Annotated in this window: 18 protein-coding genes; 9 read left to right on the top strand and 9 right to left on the bottom strand. The window is 60.7% G+C overall.

The window, feature by feature from the left end:
- The first annotated feature begins 202 nt into the window (after positions 1-202).
- The 7 genes from ACODSV_RS13760 (at position 203) to yccS (ending at position 10,723) form a co-directional block, all read left to right on the top strand.
- Positions 203-1,645: a TldD/PmbA family protein gene (locus ACODSV_RS13760; RefSeq protein ID WP_150055108.1), complete on the top strand. Its 1,443-nt coding sequence runs from the start codon at positions 203-205 to the stop codon at positions 1,643-1,645.
- Complete coding sequence (locus tag ACODSV_RS13755) at positions 1,645-2,961, top strand: TldD/PmbA family protein (protein ID WP_150095616.1); 1,317 nt, start codon at positions 1,645-1,647, stop codon at positions 2,959-2,961. Before ACODSV_RS13760 ends, ACODSV_RS13755 begins: the two co-directional genes overlap by 1 nt.
- 283 nt (positions 2,962-3,244) lie before the next feature.
- Positions 3,245-4,135 carry an alpha/beta fold hydrolase gene (locus tag ACODSV_RS13750; RefSeq protein WP_150056301.1) on the top strand — a complete coding sequence of 297 codons (891 nt, stop codon included), beginning with the start codon at positions 3,245-3,247 and terminating at the stop codon, positions 4,133-4,135.
- Positions 4,136-4,171: 36 nt separating this feature from the next.
- Entirely contained in the window at positions 4,172-5,599 is a 1,428-nt protein-coding gene (mdtD, locus tag ACODSV_RS13745) for a multidrug transporter subunit MdtD (RefSeq protein WP_150056300.1), read from the top strand.
- A gap of 130 nt (positions 5,600-5,729) precedes the next feature.
- Positions 5,730-7,067 carry an ATP-dependent RNA helicase DbpA gene (gene dbpA, locus ACODSV_RS13740; RefSeq protein ID WP_236646017.1) on the top strand — a complete coding sequence of 446 codons (1,338 nt, stop codon included), beginning with the start codon at positions 5,730-5,732 and terminating at the stop codon, positions 7,065-7,067.
- Between the two features lie 160 nt (positions 7,068-7,227).
- Positions 7,228-8,406: a BaiN/RdsA family NAD(P)/FAD-dependent oxidoreductase gene (locus ACODSV_RS13735; protein ID WP_102623695.1), complete on the top strand. Its 1,179-nt coding sequence runs from the start codon at positions 7,228-7,230 to the stop codon at positions 8,404-8,406.
- A 133-nt stretch (positions 8,407-8,539) separates the two neighbouring features.
- The gene (gene yccS / locus ACODSV_RS13730; RefSeq protein WP_024077836.1) at positions 8,540-10,723 is read left to right on the top strand and encodes a YccS family putative transporter; all 2,184 of its coding nucleotides are present in this window, start codon (positions 8,540-8,542) and stop codon (positions 10,721-10,723) included.
- A gap of 42 nt (positions 10,724-10,765) precedes the next feature.
- On the opposite strand, the gene ACODSV_RS13725 is transcribed toward yccS, so the two are convergent.
- Positions 10,766-11,503 carry a substrate-binding periplasmic protein gene (locus ACODSV_RS13725; RefSeq protein ID WP_150055495.1) on the bottom strand — a complete coding sequence of 246 codons (738 nt, stop codon included), beginning with the start codon at positions 11,501-11,503 and terminating at the stop codon, positions 10,766-10,768.
- Between the two features lie 201 nt (positions 11,504-11,704).
- On the opposite strand from ACODSV_RS13725, the gene ACODSV_RS13720 reads away from it, so the two are divergent.
- Entirely contained in the window at positions 11,705-12,157 is a 453-nt protein-coding gene (locus tag ACODSV_RS13720; protein WP_069077182.1) for a GNAT family N-acetyltransferase, read from the top strand.
- Positions 12,158-12,277: 120 nt separating this feature from the next.
- On the opposite strand, the gene ACODSV_RS13715 is transcribed toward ACODSV_RS13720, so the two are convergent.
- From ACODSV_RS13715 to ACODSV_RS13705, 3 genes are read right to left on the bottom strand one after another with little or no spacing between them, the layout of a single operon-like run.
- A complete protein-coding gene (locus tag ACODSV_RS13715; RefSeq protein WP_150055563.1) occupies positions 12,278-12,574 on the bottom strand; it encodes a winged helix-turn-helix domain-containing protein in 297 nt (98 codons plus the stop codon).
- 19 nt (positions 12,575-12,593) lie between these two features.
- Positions 12,594-13,094, bottom strand: coding sequence for a M48 metallopeptidase family protein (locus ACODSV_RS13710; RefSeq protein ID WP_069077183.1), 501 nt, complete (start codon positions 13,092-13,094; stop codon positions 12,594-12,596).
- A gap of 44 nt (positions 13,095-13,138) precedes the next feature.
- Positions 13,139-15,244 carry a putative bifunctional diguanylate cyclase/phosphodiesterase gene (locus tag ACODSV_RS13705; RefSeq protein WP_024077841.1) on the bottom strand — a complete coding sequence of 702 codons (2,106 nt, stop codon included), beginning with the start codon at positions 15,242-15,244 and terminating at the stop codon, positions 13,139-13,141.
- A 313-nt stretch (positions 15,245-15,557) separates the two neighbouring features.
- Here ACODSV_RS13705 and ACODSV_RS13700 point away from each other — a divergent pair, with 313 nt between their 5' ends.
- A complete protein-coding gene (locus ACODSV_RS13700; protein ID WP_069077184.1) occupies positions 15,558-16,223 on the top strand; it encodes a polysaccharide lyase family 7 protein in 666 nt (221 codons plus the stop codon).
- Positions 16,224-16,414: 191 nt separating this feature from the next.
- Here the strand turns inward: ACODSV_RS13700 and ACODSV_RS13695 are convergent, their stop codons facing one another.
- From ACODSV_RS13695 to ACODSV_RS13675, 5 genes are all read right to left on the bottom strand, one after another.
- Complete coding sequence (locus ACODSV_RS13695) at positions 16,415-16,867, bottom strand: DUF3757 domain-containing protein (protein WP_150055564.1); 453 nt, start codon at positions 16,865-16,867, stop codon at positions 16,415-16,417.
- Between the two features lie 360 nt (positions 16,868-17,227).
- Positions 17,228-18,292 (bottom strand): class II fructose-bisphosphate aldolase, encoded by a 1,065-nt coding sequence (fba, locus tag ACODSV_RS13690; protein ID WP_003177554.1) that lies wholly within the window; start codon positions 18,290-18,292, stop codon positions 17,228-17,230.
- 282 nt (positions 18,293-18,574) lie between these two features.
- The gene (locus ACODSV_RS13685) at positions 18,575-18,907 is read right to left on the bottom strand and encodes an MliC family protein (RefSeq protein ID WP_024077844.1); all 333 of its coding nucleotides are present in this window, start codon (positions 18,905-18,907) and stop codon (positions 18,575-18,577) included.
- Between the two features lie 62 nt (positions 18,908-18,969).
- Positions 18,970-19,197: a hypothetical protein gene (locus ACODSV_RS13680; RefSeq protein WP_024077845.1), complete on the bottom strand. Its 228-nt coding sequence runs from the start codon at positions 19,195-19,197 to the stop codon at positions 18,970-18,972.
- A gap of 29 nt (positions 19,198-19,226) precedes the next feature.
- A complete protein-coding gene (locus ACODSV_RS13675; RefSeq protein WP_024077846.1) occupies positions 19,227-20,390 on the bottom strand; it encodes a phosphoglycerate kinase in 1,164 nt (387 codons plus the stop codon).
- Positions 20,391-20,397: the final 7 nt, after the last annotated feature.

Raw genomic sequence — 20,397 nt, 5'->3', positions numbered from 1 at the left:
TGATACACCGAGGCGCCTGCATCGGGGGCAAGCCCCCTCCCACATTTGAATGTATTCACAAATCAAGTGTGGGAGGGGGCTTGCCCCCGATAGGGCCCGATCAGGCACTGCAAACCTTGCCTCTACACTTTCCTTGATCAGCCCCCAGCCCAGGCCTACTCTGTTTGCCTGCCCGCGCTGAGCCGCCCACAAGGAAGGCCCCATGTTCGAACACCACGCCACACTCAAAAAACATTTCAGTGCCCTGCGCACCACCGCCGACTTCTTCTCCCTGCGCTACGTACGTGAGTCCGGCCACTACCTGTCGGTGCGCAAGAACGTCGCCGAACCGCCACACCTGAACCACGACGCAGGCGCCATGCTCACCGTGCGTGTCAACGGCGTCGAAGCCTATGCCGCGACCCACGATATTTCCCTGGCCGGCCTGCAAGCGGCCCTTGAACGTGCCGAACAGCAAGCGCGCCTGATCAAGCCTCACGCCCTGCTCGACCTGCGCGATCAACAAGTCTCCAGCGACGTGGCCGACTACCTGTCACCGAACCTTGCGCAAGCCTTCCCTTCCTTGAGCGACTGCTACCAACTGCTGGGTGATGAATCCGCCGCTGTGCCCCGCGACGAACGCCTGGTCAACTGGGAAGTCAGCCTCGGCCTGAGCCACGTCGAGCAGATCTACCTCAACAATGCCGGGGCCGAACTGCGCCAGGCCCAACGGTTCGTATTCCCCGGCGTCAACGTCACGGCCTACGACGGCAACGACAGCCAGACCCGTACCCTCGGCGGCAGCAACTTCGGCCAGCAAGGCAGCTTTGACGTGATCGAGCGTTTTGGCCTGGTCGGCGCCGCACCCCGCATCGCCGACGAAGCCCTGCAACTGCTGCTGGCGCCGAATACGCCCCAAGGTCCGCGCGACCTGCTGCTGATGCCCGACCAGATGATCCTGCAAATCCACGAATCCATCGGCCATCCACTGGAGCTCGACCGCATCCTGGGTGATGAGCGCAATTACGCAGGCACCAGCTTCGTCAAGGCCAGCGACTTCGGTCACCTGCAATACGGCTCCACGCTGTTGAACGTGACGTTCGACCCGGACATTCCCGAACAACTTGCCAGTTATAGCCATGACGACGACGGCAGCGCCGCCAGCAAGCAGTTCCTGATCCGCGAAGGGCTGCTGCTCAAGCCGTTGGGCGGCGCGCTGTCGCAATTCCGTTCGGGCATGAACGGTGTGGCCAACAGCCGTGCCAGCAGTTGGAACCGCCCGCCGATCGACCGCATGGCCAACCTGAATATCGAAGCCGGCGATAAGAGCCTGGCGCAACTGATTGGCGGCATCGAACACGGCATCCTGATGTCGACCAACCGTTCGTGGTCGATCGACGATGCGCGCAATAAATTCCAGTTCGGCTGCGAGTGGGGCCAGTTGATTGAAAACGGTGAGCTCAAGGGCGTGGTAAAAAACCCCAACTACCGGGCTATCTCCGCGCAGTTCTGGCGCAACCTCAGCGCAGTGGGCGACGCCAGCACCTTCAAGGTCCTGGGCACGCCCAACTGCGGCAAAGGCGAACCCAACCAGGTGATCCGCGTCGGCCATGCCTCGCCCGCCTGTGTGTTCAGCAACGTTGATGTATTCGGGGGAGATGCCTGATGAACAACTTCAAGGCATTGGTGCAGTGGCTCAAGCAAGCCCTCACCGACAAGGAACAATTTCACCTGGGCTATGCCGCCGAATCGTCCGAGTTCGTGCGTTTCAACCACGCCAAGGTGCGTCAGGCCGGGCAGGTGCGGCAGGCCAGCCTCACCCTCAAACTGATCAACGACGGCCGCCATGCCGACCTGGGCATCACCCTGGCCGGCGAACCGGAGCTGGACCGCCAGCGCCTCGCCGACGGCCTGCAACAGTTGCGTGAAACCTTGCCACTGCTGCCGCACGACCCGTACTTGCTGCTCAACCACAACGCCTGGCAAAGCCACAACGAACAGGCGCGCCCCCTGCCCGACCTGGCGCAGGTGCTGGAGGAAATCAGCCAGGCGGCGCACGGCGTCGACCTGGTCGGCTTTTATGCCGCAGGCCCGATCAGCCGTGGCTTTGCCAGTTCAAACGGCGCATTTGGCTGGCACCAGGCCAATAGCTTCAACTTCGATTTCAGCCTGTTCCACGCCAATGGCGAAGCGGTGAAAGCCAGTTATGCCGGGCACACCTGGAACAGCGATGAGTTCGCCCGGCGCTTCCAACTGGCCCGCCAACAGCTGGAGTTCCTCGACCGCCCGCTGCACACACTGGCGCCTGGGCAATACCGCGCCTACCTGGCCCCCGCGGCGCTGGAAGAAATCATCAGCATCATCACCTGGGGTGGTTTTTCCGCCCAGGCCATCGCCAGCAAAGGCAGCTCGTTGCAACGGTTGTATGCCGGCGAACAATCGCTGAGCCCGCTGGTGACGGTGGATGAGCAGATCAGCGGCTCCCTGAGCCAGGCGTTTTCCACCGAGGGCTACCCGCGCAGCGATGTCACGCTGATCAACGCCGGCAAAGCCGACGGCCAACTGGTGAACTCGCGCAGCGCCGCTGAATACGGCCTCAGCGCCAACGGCGCCAGCCGCGACGAATCCCCCAGTGCCTTGCAGATGGCGGCGGGCACCTTGGCCCAGGCCGATATCCTCAAGCAACTGGGCACCGGGCTGTATATCAGCAACCTGTGGTACCTGAACTACTCCGACCTGCCGGCCGCCCGCCTGACCGGCATGACGCGCTTCGCCACGTTCTGGGTGGAGGACGGTGAGATCAAGGCGCCGGTCAGCACCATGCGCTTTGATGACAGCGTCTACAGCTTGCTCGGGTCGCAGTTGGAAGCCCTGACCGCCGATCGGGAACTGCTGCTGTCGGCCAGTACCTATAGCCAGCGCAATACCGCCTCCAACCTGTTGCCGGGCGCCCTGGTTAAACGCCTGACCCTGACCCTGTAAATACAACCCCTGTGGGAGGGGGCTTGCCCCCGATGGCGGTGTGTCAGTCAATGAGTACTTTGCTGATACACCGCCATCGGGAGCAAGCTCCCTCCCACATTGTCCTGTGCTGATTTCGGGCATCCCGGTTTCAGCCCTTCCTACCGTAAATTCTCTTCCTCCCAGTCTGCATGGGCAGCCTGTTGTCGCCTGCGAAAAACCTCGTTATAAGAGTTAGTGGCCCCCCGCCACCTCATCCACGAGAGCATGACCTTGCCCGGGAAGGGCAAGCTGGAGCGTTGACATGAACCATGGAAGTTTTGTCATTGAAAAGCTGTTCAAGCACTACAACGTTCATGTTGAGCAGCTAGGAAACGATTCGGAAAAGAAGACCATCTTGATGGTCAATGGCGCACTGTCCACCACACGCTCATTCGCCCGCACCAGCAAATGCCTGGCCGAGCATTTCAATGTGCTGTTGTTCGACCTGCCGTTCTCCGGCTATTCGCGCGAGTACAACACCGACCTGGACCTGGTGACCAAGGACGACGAAGTCCAAATCCTGCGCGCGCTGGTCGAGCGCTTCCAGGTCAACCACCTGGTGTCGGCCTCGTGGGGCGGTATCTCCACGCTGCTGACCCTGGCGCATAACCCGCCGTCGATCGAAAGTTCGGTAGTCATGGCCCTGGCGCCCAACCTGAACCAGGCCATGCTCGACTATGTGGAGCGGGTACGCGTGCTGATCGAGGCCGATGACAAATCCGCCGTCGGCCACTTGCTCAACGAGACCGTCGGCAAATACCTGTCGCCCCGGCTCAAGCGCAACAACCATCGGCACCTGTCGAACATGGCCACCACCGAGTACCGCCAGGCGCGTTTCCATATCCACCAGGTGTTGGCGCTGGGCGATGGCAACTACCTGCCCCAGCTCAAACAGATCGAAACCCCGGTGCACTTTCTCAACGGCACGCTGGACGAATACACCCCGGCCACCGATGCCCAGTTGTTCAAGCACTACGTCGGTCGCAGCAGCTTTGCCGTGGCGGAACATACCGGGCATTTACTCGACCTGGAGTCCCGTGAATCAGCCCTGGCGGTGCACCGCGCGCTGTTGGACTTCTTGGTGGGAGAGCACGCAAAGCTGTCGGATTTAGACGAACCGCCAGTGGGAAAAGGAGCGACGAATGGCGCATAATCGCCGACACATAGCCGGCTAACAAAAAGGTACCCCATGCCAGATCGTGCCCCTCTCGATGCCAAGACCGCCCGCTGGCTCCCCTGGGTGGTAGCGATTGCCTTCTTCATGCAATCGCTGGATGGGACGATTCTCAACACGGCACTGCCGGCCATGGCCCGGGACCTGGCGGAAAACCCGCTGCGCATGCAAGGGGTGGTGATCGCCTACATGCTCACCGTCGCCTTGCTGATCCCGGCCTCGGGCTGGATCGCCGACCGCTTCGGCACCAAGAAAATCTTCTTCGGCGCAATCATGCTGTTCAGCATCGGCTCCTTGCTGTGCGCCCTGTCCAGCAGCCTGACCATGCTGGTGGGCGCACGGGTTATCCAGGGCCTCGGCGGTGCGTTGATGCTGCCGGTTGGCCGGCTCGTGGTTCTACGTGCTTACCCCCGCTCCGAACTGGTGCGGATCATGGGTTTCATTACCATCCCCGGCCTGCTCGGGCCCTTGCTCGGCCCGACCATGGGCGGTTGGATGGTGCAATACCTGACGTGGCACTGGATCTTCCTGATCAACCTGCCGGTGGGCATGATCGGTTGCTATGCCGTATGGAAACTCATCCCCGACCTGCGCGGCAGCGAACGTACGCGCTTCGACGGCATCGGCTTCATGCTGTTCGGCGCAGCGATGGTGCTGATCACCATTGCCATGGAAGGCTTGGGCGAACTGCACCTGCCGCACCTGCGGGTGATGTTGCTGCTGTTCGGCGGGTTGGCGTGCCTGGCGGCGTATTGGCTGCGCGCCGGGCATATCGATAACCCGCTGTTCTCGCCGGCGCTGTTCAAGACCCGCACCTTTGCGGTGGGCATCCTCGGCAACCTGTTCGCGCGCCTGGGCAGCGGTGCCTTGCCGTTCCTGGTGCCGTTGCTGCTGCAAGTGGCCCTGGGGTATTCGCCGTCCCAGGCCGGGATGAGCATGCTGCCCCTGGCGGCCGCGGCGATGTTCGCCAAGTCGGTGGCGCGCCCGCTGATCGAGCGCCTGGGTTATCGCGTGGTGTTGACCGGCAACACCCTGGCCCTGGGCATCATGCTGGCGAGCATGGGCCTGGTCAGCGAGCAAACTCCCTACCCGCTGTTGCTGGGCATGCTGGCGGTGCTGGGGGCGATCAACTCCCTGCAATTTACCGCCATGAACACCGTGACCCTGATCGACCTCGACGACGCCCAGGCCAGCAGCGGCAACAGTTTGCTGTCGGTGGTGGCGCAATTGTCCCTGAGCCTGGGGGTGGCCTGCGCCGGTGCGTTGCTCGGGGGCTTCACCGCCGAATCGGGCAACGACGGCGTCAGCACGGTACTCGGCGCGTTCCAACTGACCTTCCTCACGGTGGGCATCATGGCGATGCTGGCGGCGGCGATCTTCCTGCAATTGTCGCCAAAAGACGGCAAACGTGTGGTCAGCCGCGAACACCACATCGAGCACTAGCAGGCGTCTCGTCGAGAACTTGCAGGGAAAATCCCATAGGGCTGGTACACTGCGCGACATTTTGTTTTGCAGAGCCAGTCCCGTGACCACCATCGCCACCGCTTTTAATACTTTGCCGCTCTCCGCCGCCATGCTGGCTAACCTCGACTCGCTGGGTTATGCCGAGATGACGCAGATCCAGGCGCAAAGCTTGCCGGTGATCCTCAAGGGGCTGGACCTGATCGCGCAGGCCAAGACCGGCAGTGGCAAGACCGCCGCCTTCGGCATCGGCCTGCTGAACCCGATCAACCCGCGCTACTTCGGCTGCCAGGCCCTGGTGATGTGCCCGACCCGTGAGCTGGCCGACCAGGTCGCCAAGGAAATCCGTCGCCTGGCCCGTGCCGAAGACAACATCAAGGTGCTGACCCTGTGCGGTGGCGTGTCCCTCGGCCCGCAGATCGCCTCCCTGGAACATGGCGCCCACGTGATCGTCGGCACCCCGGGCCGTATCCAGCAGCACCTGCGCAAGGGTTCGCTGGTGCTCGATGGCTTGAACACGCTGATCCTCGACGAAGCCGACCGCATGCTCGACATGGGCTTCTACGACGCCATCGAAGACATCATCAGCAAGACCCCGGCACGCCGCCAGACCCTGCTGTTCTCGGCCACCTACCCGGTGAGCATCAAGCAGTTGGCCTCCAAGTTCATGCGCGCGCCGCAGCAAGTCAAAGCCGAAGCCTTCCACTCCGACGACCAGATCGAGCAGCGTTTCTTCGAAATCTCGCCGGAAGAGCGCATGGACGCGGTGACGAAAGTCCTCGCGCACTTCCGCCCGGCATCGTGCGTGGCGTTCTGCTTCACCAAGCAGCAAGTGCAGGAAACCGTCGACCACCTGACGTCCAAAGGTATTTCCGCCGTCGGCCTGCATGGCGACCTGGAACAGCGCGACCGCGACCAGGTACTGGCGATGTTCGCCAACCGCAGCACCTCGGTGCTGGTGGCGACCGACGTCGCCGCCCGTGGCCTGGACATCGACTCGCTGGACATGGTGATCAACGTCGAACTGGCCCGCGACTCGGAAATCCACATCCACCGCGTCGGCCGTACCGGTCGTGCCGGTGAGACCGGCATCGCCATCAGCCTGGTGGCGCCGTCCGAAGCGCACCGCGCCCAGGCCATCGAGCAACTGCAAAAGTCGCCGCTGAACTGGGACCAACTGGACAACCTCAAGCCGCAAAGCGGTGGCCCGCTGCTGCCGCAGATGAGCACCCTGTGCATCGCCGCCGGCCGTAAAGACAAAGTGCGCCCGGGCGATATCCTTGGCGCATTGACCGGGGAAGCCGGCATCCCAGGCGCCCAGGTGGGCAAGATCGCGATCTTTGACTTCCAGGCCTTCGTGGCCGTGGAGCGTGGCGTCGCCAAGCAGGCGTTGCAGCGTTTGAATGACGGCAAGATCAAGGGCCGTTCGTTGCGCGTTCGCATCCTGTAAAAAATCTCCGATCCAATGGAGATCAAAATGTGGGAGGGGGCTTGCCCCCGATGGCGGTGTGTCAGTCACCTGATGAATTGACTGGTCCACCGCCATCGGGGGCAAGCCCCCTCCCACATTTGACTGTATTTCAAATTAGAACTTGTATGAGGACATTGCTGTGCGCTCGACCGAAGTTGTGATCATTGGCGCCGGCGCCGCAGGCTTGATGTGCGCCCTGACCGCTGCGGGGCGTGGGCGCAAGGTGATGTTGATCGACCATGCCAACAAGGCCGGCAAGAAGATCCTGATGTCCGGCGGTGGCCGCTGCAATTTCACTAACCTGTACACCGAGCCGGCCAACTTCCTTTCGCACAACGCGCACTTCTGCAAGTCCGCCCTGGCCCGTTATACCCAGTGGGATTTCATCGGCCTGGTGGCCAAGCACGGCGTGCCGTACCACGAGAAGAAACTCGGCCAACTGTTTTGCGATAACAAGTCCAGCGACATCCTCGGCATGTTGCTCGACGAATGCATCCAGACCGGCGTGAGCCTGCACCTGGATACGTCTATCCAGGAAATCGCCAAGCTCGACAACGGCTACCAGTTGCAGACCACCTTGGGTGAACTGCGCTGCGAATCCCTGGTGATCGCCACCGGCGGCCTGTCGATTCCAACCCTGGGCGCTACCGGATTTGGCTATCAAGTGGCCAGGCAGTTCGGCCACGAACTGCTGCCGACCCGCGCCGGGCTGGTGCCGTTCACCATCACCGACCAGCTCAAGGACTTGTGCGGCGAGCTGTCCGGCACCTCGGTGGATTGCCTGGTCAGCTGCAACGGCCAGAGCTTTCGCGAGAACATTCTGTTTACCCACCGCGGCCTGAGCGGCCCGGCGATCTTGCAGATTTCTTCGTACTGGGAGCCCGGCGACACAGTCGAGATCAACCTGCTGCCCGACCACGACGCCCACAGCTGGCTGCAACAGCAACAGGTCGAGCGGCCCAACAGCGAGCTGAAAACCTTGCTGGGTGAAATCTTCACCAAGAAAATGGCCAACTTGCTGTCGGAAACCTGGTTCGTGTCCAAACCGATGAAGCAGTACACCCATGCCGAAGTGGCGGATATCGCCAACAAGCTGGGGAACTGGCAATTGGTGCCGGCAGGCACCGAAGGTTATCGCACCGCCGAAGTAACGCTGGGCGGCGTGGATACGCGGGAAGTGTCGTCCAAGACCATGGAATCACTGAAAAGCCCGGGCTTGTACTTTATTGGGGAAGTGCTGGATGTGACCGGGCACCTGGGCGGGTTTAACTTTCAGTGGGCGTGGGCGTCGGGTTACGCCGCAGCGCAGTACGTCTGAAGGATGTACCCCTCCCACATTTTGATTTGTGGTGTGCCTGGGAATAATTTGCTGTCAGATGTGATCGCCACGCTTGCCGTGGCGTCCTTGATAGCTCAATTTAGCGGCAACGTCCCGGAAGACTCCAGACTTCATGTCATCGACCTCGTTCAAGCAGTCCATGCGGCGCCTGTGGGCGCTGGATAAATTCAGTTATAGCGTGCGGGTCTTCATCGCCCTTACCGGCAGCATGGCGCTGTGCTGGTACCAGGATGAAATGACACTGCTGATCCCACTGTTCCTGGGGATCATCGCCAGTGCCCTGGCCGAGACCGACGACAGTTGGCAGGGCCGCCTCAATGCCCTGGCGGTGACGCTGGTGTGTTTCAGCATCGCCGCGCTGTCCGTGGAGTTGCTGTTCCCCTACCCCTGGATTTTCGCAGTCGCTCTGGCCCTGGCCAGTTTCGGCCTGACCATGCTCGGGGCCCTGGGCGAACGCTATGGCGCGATTGCCTCGGCCACCTTGATCCTATCGGTCTACACCATGATCGGCGTGGACCAGCGCGGCGGCGCCGTCAGCGATTTCTGGCATGAACCCTTGCTGCTGGTGGCCGGTGCCGCCTGGTACGGCGTGTTGTCGGTGCTGTGGCAGGTGCTGTTTTCCAACCAGCCGGTACAGCAGAGCCTGGCGCGCCTGTTTCGAGAGTTGGGGCATTATCTCAAGCTTAAATCGTCGCTGTTCGAGCCGATCCGCCAACTGGATGTGGAGGCGCGGCGCCTGGAACTGGCCCAGCAAAATGGCCGGGTGGTGGCGGCGCTCAATGCGGCCAAGGAAATCATCCTGCACCGCGTCGGCAATGGCCGACCGGGTTCGAAGGTCAGCCGCTACCTCAAGCTGTACTTCCTGGCCCAGGACATCCATGAACGCGCCAGTTCGTCCCACTACCCCTACAACGCCCTGGCCGAGGCGTTCTTCCACAGCGATGTGCTGTTCCGCTGCCAGCGCCTGCTGCGCCAGCAAGGCAAGGCCTGCCAGGCCCTGGCCGAGTCGATCCAACTGCGCCAGCCGTTCATTTATGACGCCCACTTCGCCGAAGCCCTGGGCGACCTGAATGCCTCCCTGGAACACCTGCGCATCCAGAGCAACCCGGCCTGGCGCGGCCTGCTGCGCTCGTTGCGTGCCCTAGCGGCCAACCTCTCGACCCTGGATCGCCTGCTGGGCGACGCCAGCAATCCCGACGCCCTGGCCGACGCTACCGACAGCAACCTGCTGGACCGCGCCCCGCGCAACCTCAAGGAGATGTGGACGCGCCTGCGCACCCAGCTCACACCGACGTCGCTGCTGTTCCGTCACGCCTTGCGCCTGGCCCTGGCGCTGACCGTCGGCTATGGCGTCCTGCACGCGATCCACGCGTCCCAAGGCTACTGGATCATCCTCACCACCCTGTTCGTCTGCCAGCCCAACTATGGCGCCACGCGGCGCAAGCTCGGTCAGCGGATCATCGGCACGGCCATCGGCCTCACTGTGGCCTGGGCACTGTTCGACCTGTTCCCCAGCCCGCTGGTGCAATCGATGTTCGCCATCGCCGCAGGCCTGGTGTTCTTTATCAACCGCACCACCCGCTACACCCTGGCCACGGCGGCGATCACCTTGATGGTGCTGTTCTGCTTTAACCAAGTGGGCGATGGCTACGGGTTGTTCCTGCCACGCCTGTTCGATACGTTGCTGGGCAGCGTGATTGCCGGCCTGGCGGTGTTCCTGTTCCTGCCGGACTGGCAAGGCCGCCGCCTGAACAAAGTGCTGGCCAACACCCTGACCTGCAACAGCATCTACCTGCGCCAAATCATGCAGCAGTATGCTGCCGGCAAGCGCGATGACCTGGCCTACCGCCTGGCTCGACGCAATGCGCATAACGCCGACGCGGCCCTGTCCACCACCTTGGCCAATATGCTGATGGAACCGGGGCACTTCCGTAAGGAAGCCGATGTGGGCTTCCGCTTCCTGGTGCTGTCCCACACCCTTCTCAGCTACTTATCTGGGCTCGGCGCGCATCGGGAAACCCAACTGCCGGCCGAGGTGCGTGAGCATTTGATCGACGGCGCCGGCAAGACACTGGCGGCAAGCATCGATGAGATCGCCGAGGGCTTGGCCAACAAACAGCCGATTGCGATTCAGAGTGATGCCGAGGAAGCGCTGGCAACCGACCTGGAGCAGATGCCGGACGAGATCGATGAAGGGCAACGGTTGGTGCAGACGCAGTTGGCGTTGATTTGCCGGCAGTTGGGGCCGTTGCGCACCTTGGCGGCGCATTTGATCAAGGACACCAGCGCGGCTTAGGTCGCTATCGGGGGCTTGCTCCCGATGAGGCCCGCACAGGCACTACATGCCATGGGCCTTCATCAACAGCGCATAACTGCCATCAGCCTTCATCCTGGCAATCTCGCGGTCAAAGCTGGCGACGATCTGCGCATGCTCAGGGTTCTTCAGGCTGACCAGGATATGCAGGCTATTTTCGCTCAAGGGCTTGGGCAAAAACTCCACCGCATTGCGCACCCGCGCCGATTCGCGTGACAGGTAATAGCGCGCCACATATTCATCCTCCACCGTCAACCGCACGCGCTGCGCCGCAAGCATGCGCACGGCCATGGCAAAGTTATGCACAGGGACTTTCTGCAATTGCGCATCCTGGTCGAACGCCGGCGAATACACGTACCCGCGCACCACGGCGATAGGCTCATCGTGCAATTGCTCAAGGTTCTGGAACTCGATCGGGTCATCACGGCGCTTGATAAAACGCACACGGTTCACCAGGTATTCCGCGGAAAACTGCCCCAACTGCGTGCGAGCATCGTCGTACCAGGCGTTGATCAGTACGTCATAGCGCCCATCGCCCACCCCCATCAGTGCGCGAGCCCAGGGCACCTGTTCGAAATCACTGGCGTACCCGGCGCGGGCCAAGGCCGTGGTGACAATGTCGGTGGCCAGCCCGCCATTGATCAAGGTGGCATCGGTAAAGGGTGGCCAGGCATCCGCTACCAGGCGCAGACGCTCTGCGAACACTGGCTGGGCCAGCAATAAAACTCCAATCAAAGCAACGGCACGAGAGAATCGCGGCATGCTTAAAGTCCTTGGCAGGCAGGCGGTAGCCCTTACTCAGGCGAGGCCTGAGGCTCTAACAGTAGTTCAGATTACACAAGAAGCCGACGGCAGATGCACACAATGATGGCGAATTGACGTCACTCACAAAAATAGCTGATTTCGACACAAAGGCGTGGCGCGCTTACTATCCAGAACAGACATTGATAAAGAGAACGCACCATGACAGTCGAATGGGTCTGCAAACATCACAATGACCTGGGCAAGGAGCAGCTCTACGCCATCCTGCGCCTGCGCAGCGAAGTCTTTGTCGTCGAGCAGAAGTGCATCTACCAGGACATCGACGGGCAGGACCTGGAAGGCGATACCCACCACCTGATGGCCTGGCAGGACGACCAGTTGGTGGCTTACCTGCGCCTGTTGGACCCGGAGTCCCAGGGCGGCGATGTGGTGATCGGGCGGGTAATCGTGGCCCCCATGGCGCGCGGCACCGGGCTGGGGCACCTGATGATGCAGGAAACCCTCAGGCAGATTGACGATATCTGGCCAGAAACGCCGATATTCCTGTCAGCCCAGGCCCATTTGCAAGGGTATTACGGTCGGTATGGTTTTCTGGTGGCGGGCGAGGAATACCTGGAAGACGATATTCCACATATTGGTATGCGGCGCGTTTGAGGCCGCCATCGGGGGCAAGCCCCCTCCCACAGTTTGAACTGTGAATGCATTCAAATGTGGGAGGGGCGGTGCGACGATTCGACTTGCCCCCGATGGCGTCAGCCAAATCCCCGCAGAACCTCAGGGATAACCCAATACCTGTTTGATGGACCCGAGATTCAACTCGATCCACCGCCGATCAATCGCGCCCCAATCCCGAATCCGATAATGCCCGGCATGGTTGCGGCCGCCGTCTTGCTGTTCGAACTCACACACGATATCCAAGTCGGCCAGCGCCGCAATCGTGTCCTGCGCCGTGCGCCGGGGCATGCCCGTCAACTCGGTCAGCGCCGGTACGCTGCTGGCTTGCCCGCTGTCGATCAGGTAGGCCACATAGAGACGGCGGTAAAAGCTGCTCTTGGTCTTGCTCACATCCATGGTCGGTCGCCTTGTACGGTTAGGGCTTGCCCTGCAAGTCGCGATAGGTGAGGTACACCCGCAGGTCGAATTCCACCTGATGGTAGCCCGGCATCATGTACTCACAGAGTTTATAGAACGCCTTGTTGTGGTCCGACTCCTTGAAGTGCGCCAGCTCGTGCACCACGATCATGCGCAGGAACTGCGGCGCGGCCTCCTTGAACAGCGCGGCGATGCGGATCTCTTTCTTGGACTTCAGGTTGCCGCCCTGCACCCGGGAAATCGTGGTGTGCAAGCCGAGGGCGCGATGGGTCAGGTCCAGGCGGTTGTCGAACAGCACTTTGTCGATGGCCGGCGCGTTGCGCAGGTGCTCCTGCTTCAGGGCCAGCGCGTAGGCATACAACGCCTTGTCACTCTGCACGGCGTGGCGCTCGGGGTAACGCTGCTCCAGGTAGGCACCCAACTGGTCCTTGGCGATCAGTTGGCGCACTTGCTCCTGGAGGGCTGCGGGGTAGGCCTGGAGGTATTTCAGGGCGGTCATTGGGGGTCTGCAACAGGGTTCGGATGGGCGCCAGTGTAGCGAATTCAACGCACGCGAGCGCGCGCCCAGACGAGCACTTCCTCGGCCATCAACGGCTGCGCCGCCCATGGCCCCTGGATAAATCGGCAACCATTGGCCTTGAGCCACTCGGATTGCTCCTGCGTCTCTACGCCCTCGGCGATCACCAGCACCTCGAAGTGCTCGCACAATTGGATAATGCTGCGGGCCAGTGCGGCATCCCGCGCCGAACCCGGCAGGCGCGCGACCAGTTGCGGATCAAGCTTGAGGGTGTCGAACTCCAGGTCGCGCAGGTGAGCCAGGGAACAGTGGCCGCAGCCAAAGTCATCCAGGGCGATACGCACCCCGACCTGACGCAACAACTTGAGCTGCTTGGCAGACTCCTCAAGATTGCTCATCAGGCTGTCTTCGCTGATTTCCACCTCCAACTGCCGCCCCTGCAACCCATGCCGCTCCAGCACCTGCTGCAGTTGGCTGGACAGCTGCGGCATATTGAACTGGCTGCTGCTCAGGCTCACGCTCAGCACCAGTTCGTCATCCAAAGCCACCTGCCACATCTGGCGCTGCGCAGCGACCTGCAGGTAAATCCAGGCACTCAACTGGCTGATCAGCCGGGCCTCCTCCAGCAGCGGTAAAAACAGCCCCGGCGGCACATCACCGACGCTGGGGTGCTGCCAGCGCAATAGCGCCTCGACGCCGCGCAAGCGACCATCCTCCAGGGACACCTGGGGTTGGTACACCAGGGTGAAGTCCTTGTTCTGAATCGCCGTGCGCACGCTGTCTTCAAGCATCAGCCGCGAACGAGCACGCCCGTTCATTTCCTGATCGTAATAGCGGTACTGCTGACGCCCCGCACGCTTGGCTTCGTACATGGCGATGTCTGCCGCACGCAGCAGACCGTTCAAGTCAGAGCCGCAATCCGGGAAAGTGGCAATGCCGATGCTGACCCCGAGCATCACATCCAACCCGTCGACCTGCTGGCAAACAGACACACGCTCAATCAGTTTTTCCGAAATTTTCGCGGCCTGTTCCGGGAACTCCAGCTCCAGCAATGCCGTGAATTCGTCGCCGCCCATGCGTCCAAGAATGTCGCTGGCGCGCACGCTGCCCTGCAATTGTTCCGACACCCAGCGCAGCACCCGATCGCCAGCGTCATGCCCCAGTGAATCGTTGACCCGTTTGAACCCATCCAGGTCCAGGTACAGCAACACCAGCGACCGCTCGACGCGTTCGCCGCGCAACAACGCACTCTCTACCGCCTGATAGAAGCCGCGCCGATTCAGCAAACCGGTCAGCGGGTCTGTGACGGCCTGAAACTCCAGTTGCTGGTGCAGGTGACGTATTTCGGACATATCCAGCACCGTCACCACCATGGCCTTCTGCTCAGAGGGCAACGGCGCGCACGACAACGCCACCGGCACCTGTTGGCCGCGGCCTGTGCGCAGGATCGCATCATGCAAGCGCCAGGTTTCGCCCTGGCGGTAACCGGCATACATCTGCGAATCCAGCCAGGCAGGTACATGGGGTTTTTGCAGGAAGCCGAGGAACTCCTGGCCTTGCAGTTCCTGGATCGTGGCATTGAGCAGGCGCGAAATCGCCGGGTTGGCGTACTCGATCACTCCCCCCTCCCCCACCACCAGGATGCCTTCGGCGGCGTTGTCCAACACCGAGGCATTAAAGGCACGCGCCGATTCCAGGTCATGACTCAGGCGCTGCAGCGCCCGGCGATTACGCTGGTGCTCCAGCAACGCCTGGACCTTGGGCTTGAGGATATGCGGGTCGAACGGTTTGAACAGGTAGTCGATCGCGCCGCTGGCATAGCCCTCGAGCACGGCGGCGGGCGATTGGGCATTGGCACTGAGGAAGATGATTGGCGTCATCCGGGTGCGCTGGTTGCCGCGCATCAGGCGGGCGACTTCAAAGCCGTCCATGCCGGGCATCATCACATCCAGCAATACCAGATCAACTTCGAGCTGCAGCAGCAATTCCAGGGCTTCAAGGCCTGAAGCAGCGGTCACCACATGCCAATCATCACGCTGCAAAAGTGCGCGCATGCTGATCAGGTTTTCCGGGTAGTCATCGACCACCAGAAGAACCGAACTGCCATCGCCGGGGAGTGGTGCGCATTCCATGCTACGTCTCTTCCTAAAGGAGCTGTCCCAGTCACTTCTGACAGAAAACCCGGACAAACTCTGAGGCATCACTCTAGCCTCGGTTCCCAAAAATCAGAAGTCACCGCGATGCCATCATTGCGCCAAAGCCTGGGAAGCCGACTAACGGTCAGTGCCTGCAGCCCACGGTTCATGGGCAACATGGCTTTTTGGCATTCCTTTGGCGCCAATAAATTGCCGAGCAATAATTAACAAGCGAGTGACGACCGCCTATAAAGAACCTGTCTGGCCCAAGGGCCATAGCCTACACCCCTCTGTAAAAAGGCCTACGCCCATGATTGATCTTTCCACCTGGAACCTGAGTATTCCGGTCGGCTCGCCCCCCGCGACCATCGACACCCCGAAGCTGATGAGCGGCTTCAATGACCAATATTTCCAGGCAGAAGGGAGCAATGTGCAATTCTGGACACCCGTCACCGGCACCCGTACCGAAAACGCTGTCTACCCCCGCAGCGAACTGCGTGAAACCTACGCCGACGGCCGCCTGCGTAACTGGACCTACCCTGACGCCGACAACTTCCTGCGCGCCACGCTGACCGTCAACCAGGTACCGTCCACCGGCAAGGTGGTGATCGGCCAGATTCACGCCTATGACAGCCAGAAGCCGCTGATCAAGCTGGAGTATCAATTCAAGGAAAAAACCCAGACCGGCAACATCGTCGCCAAGGTCCGCATGCGTCCAGATGAGGATGAAAGCCGCGTGATCATCGTGGCTTCCAATGTGCCGCTGGAAAAAAGCTTCACCTACGTGATCAACCTCAACAAGGCCGGGCTGCTCAGTGTGTACGCCGCCGACAGTGAGTGGAACGAACGCATCGGTGCGGCGTGGGGCAGCAAACCCCTGTACTTCAAAGCTGGCGCGTATGTTCAGGACAACAGCGGGGATAGCAAGGAAGGCGCACGGGTGACGTTTGCCAAGCTGGATATCGACCACGAGTGAGCGGCGCCTCATTTCGCGTGGGCGTTGCCTGCCTGCGCGAACGCCTTGACGCCCCCCCTTGAGCGCCTCGGCCTGGCGGACTTCGCCGAGCGAGATCTGAACAATGTGGCCAATACCGCCTTTACTGGCATACACATGCGCGGCCGCTCACCAAGAGCGGCCGCCACTTTTCACGCGACGAGGTTGCCTGTCTACTGGGCAGGTAATTTCATCTGAGCTGGGCCCTTTGAATTCACCAACTCAAAAGCACAGTCCGCGACCTTACTCGTTGCGCACTCATTATCCTTCCAACCAGAACCTTTAGGCACAGGAGGCAGGACAAACCTCTGGGACAACCTTAGATAGTCATCCTTACCTTTACCACTGTAATCACAGATTACGTAGTTATAAGGCAACTTTGTTTCGCTGTCCGTTCCCTGCTTGATTGCCGAGCCCATAAACTTGAACCCTTCGACCATCGATTTATTGTCAATGGACTGCTCACCCTTCCACCCCTCTTCTTCAGCTGAAAACTGAATGCTCACCGCCGTGATGGTTGAAACCTCGGGGCAAGATAACGGCGCCGCATATGCACTCCCCATCAACGCCAACGCGCCAATAGCAGTTAGACACTGAAGCGATTTTATAAGATATGGATGTGACATAGCCGTGTACACCTCTCTTTAATGAGTGACTCCAGCCTAGGCACGATGGCCAACGAGCGATACTGTCAAGGTTGACAGCTTTAAATATAAATTAGAAATAAGCGCCGGTAGTTTAATTGCGTTCAGCACGATCCCTGTAATGCCTCATGGATTTAATTACAGTTAAACAAGACGGATCTGAATGACACCCGACACTTAACTGAACCAACGGGCGCACCGAGCATTTTGTCTTATCAACTTGATCGAACTTAAAATGTTCAGCAAAGCATCAAAAAACAACAAAGGGAAAACATTCAGTTCATTTAACTCGGTACCAAAAAAAGCCCGCATCACTGCGGGCTTCTTTTTAACGCCTGAGGCTTAATTCACCTTAGCGTTCAACTCACCTTTCAGGTAACGCTGGTACATCGCTTCCAACGAGATCGGCTTGATCTTCGAAGCGTTGCCGGCAGTACCGAACGCTTCGTAGCGAGCGATACACACGTCACGCATCGCCGTCACGGTTGCGCCGAAGAATTTACGTGGGTCGAATTCGCTTGGGTTGGTGGCCATCAGGCGACGCATCGCACCGGTGGACGCCAGGCGCAGGTCGGTGTCGATGTTGACCTTGCGCACGCCGTACTTGATGCCTTCGACGATTTCTTCAACCGGGACGCCGTAGGTTTCTTTGATGTCGCCGCCGTACTGGTTGATGATCGCCAGCCACTCTTGCGGTACCGAGGAAGAACCGTGCATCACCAGGTGGGTGTTAGGGATGCGCTTGTGGATTTCCTTGATGCGGTCGATGGCCAGCACGTCGCCGGTTGGCGGCTTGGTGAACTTGTAGGCGCCGTGGCTGGTGCCGATGGCGATCGCCAGGGCATCCACCTGGGTCTTCTTGACAAAGTCAGCGGCTTCTTCCGGGTCAGTCAGCATCTGGCTGTGATCCAGCACGCCTTCGGCGCCAATGCCGTCTTCTTCGCCGGCCATGCCGGTTTCCAGGGAACCCAGGCAGCCCAGCTCGCCTTCAACCGACACGCCGCAGGCGTGAGCCATAGCCACGGTTTGTTGGGTCACGCGGACGTTGTACTCGTAGTCGGTCGGGGTCTTGCCGTCTTCGCCGAGGGAACCGTCCATCATCACCGAGCTGAAACCCAGTTGGATGGAGCGCTGGCACACGTCAGGGCTGGTGCCGTGGTCCTGGTGCATGCACACCGGGATGTGCGGGAATTCTTCGATCGCGGCGAGGATCAGGTGGCGCAGGAAAGGCGCGCCAGCGTATTTGCGGGCACCGGCCGAAGCCTGGACGATCACAGGGGAGTCGGTCTTGTCAGCGGCTTCCATGATGGCGCGCATCTGCTCAAGGTTGTTGACGTTAAAAGCTGGGACGCCGTAGCCGAACTCGGCTGCGTGGTCCAGCATTTGACGCATGCTGATAAGTGCCATTGTGTTGTCTCTCCCGGTCGAGGGTCGTTAATCGTGCAAGCCTGCCGTAGCGGCGGCTGCTATTCAAGTTATTGAAGGTCAGGCTTTGCATGCCTGACCTGCTGAATCGTTTTTTGTGAGCCGGACTCAACGCCGACATCACTTTGAAACCGTATCAATGTGGGAGGGGGCTTGCCCGCGATGGCGATTTACCTGTCGACATCGCGGGTGGCTGACCCAACGCTATCGGGGGCAAGCCCCCTCCCACATTGGGATCTCATTAATGTTGAGACCGTGTTCTGTTTACTGGGCCTTGCAGCCCCGCCCGATCAAATCGTCGGTGGCCACCCAGTAAACCAGGCCTTCCTCACCTTTTGTGTGAAACGCCAATTGGTCGTTGCTGTACAGCACGCCCGAGGCGGCAACGTCCTGCTTAAGGCGGTAAACCTGGTCGGAACCGCCGAGGCGTACATCCACCTCGCTGTGGGCCTGGTTAGCAAAGCGCCAGTTGACCTCGGCCTTGCTATCGCAGGTCCAAGTGGTCCATTTGTCGGCAGACTCTGCCTTGTTGAACATGTTCATGCTGCTGCAACCGGCCAGTAACGCCAGTGTTGCCAGGGCGAAAACGCCTTTCATTGCCAATCCTCGAACGGCGCCCCAAAAGGCCGCCACTGCTGTCGGTTAGTTGATCAGACCCGTCAAGGGCAACCCTGTTCCTGACCGTTGGGCGCGGAGTCGTATTTCTCCAGGCGTTCATTGCCGATGCGCTTGTTGATCACCGGCATGGTCTCGGCTTGCCAATCGGCCTGATAGCAGCTTTTTTTCTGCGCTGGCGCGGGCTTGCCAACCTCCGGCGCAGCGTTCGGCGTACTGCCGCAGCCAGCCAACAGGCCCGCTGCGAGCACCAGTGCCAACGACTTGATCATGGGAATGCTCCTTTTCCTGATCGCGCGCCTTAGCCTTTGGCCCGGCTTTCCAGGACTTCAACGGCAGGCAGGACCTTGCCTTCAACGAACTCGAGGAACGCACCGCCACCGGTAGAAATGTAGGAGATCTGGTCGGCAACGCCATATTTATCGATGGCCGCCAGGGTGTCGCCGCCGCCGGCGATGGAGAATGCCGAGCTTTCGGCAATCGCCTTGGCCAGCACTTTGGTGCCATTGCCGAACTGATCGAACTCAAACACACCCACCGGGCCGTTCCACAGGATGGTCTGGGAAGCCTTGAGCAGCTCTGCGAAGTTGGCCGCGGTTTGCGGGCCGATATCCAGGATCATGTCGTCGGCGGCCACATCGTCGATCAGCTTGACGGTCGCTTCGGCGCTTTCCGCAAATTCCTTGGCCACGACCACGTCCACTGGCAGCGGTACGCTGACCTTGGCAGCGATGGCGCGCGCGGTGTCGAGCAGGTCCGGCTCGTACAGGGACTTGCCCACCGGGTGACCCGCGGCCGCCAGGAACGTGTTGGCAATGCCGCCGCCGACGATCAACTGGTTACAGATCTGGCTGAGGCTATTGAGCACGTCCAGCTTGGTGGAAACTTTCGAGCCGGCCACGATGGCGGCCATTGGCTGTGCGGGCGCACCCAGGGCCTTGCCCAGCGCGTCCAGTTCAGCAGCCAGCAGAGGGCCGGCAGCGGCGACCTTGGCAAACTTGGCCACGCCATGGGTCGAACCTTCGGCGCGGTGGGCGGTACCGAAAGCGTCCATCACGAACACGTCGCACAGGGCCGCGTATTGCTGGGCCAGTTCGTCGCTGTTCTTTTTCTCGCCTTTGTTGAAGCGCACGTTTTCGAACAACACGATGTCGCCAGGCGTGACGTCGACGCCCCCCAGGTAGTCAGCCACCAGTGGCACGTCCCGGCCCAGGGCCTTGCTCAGGTAGTCAGCCACAGGCTTGAGGCTGTTTTCGGCGGAGAACTCACCTTCGGTCGGACGACCCAGGTGGGAGCAGACCATCACGGCCGCACCTTTTTCCAGAGCCAGCTTGATGGTCGGCAGCGAGGCCAGGATTCGCGCATCACTGGTGACAACACCGTCCTTGACTGGGACGTTGAGGTCTTCGCGAATCAGTACGCGCTTACCTTGCAGATCGAGGTCGGTCATCTTCAACACGGTCATGGGAGGC

Source organism: Pseudomonas sp. FG86 (assembly GCF_057808775.1).
The sequence above is the reverse complement of the archived record's forward strand: the minus strand, read 5'-3'. Positions and strand labels throughout refer to the sequence as shown.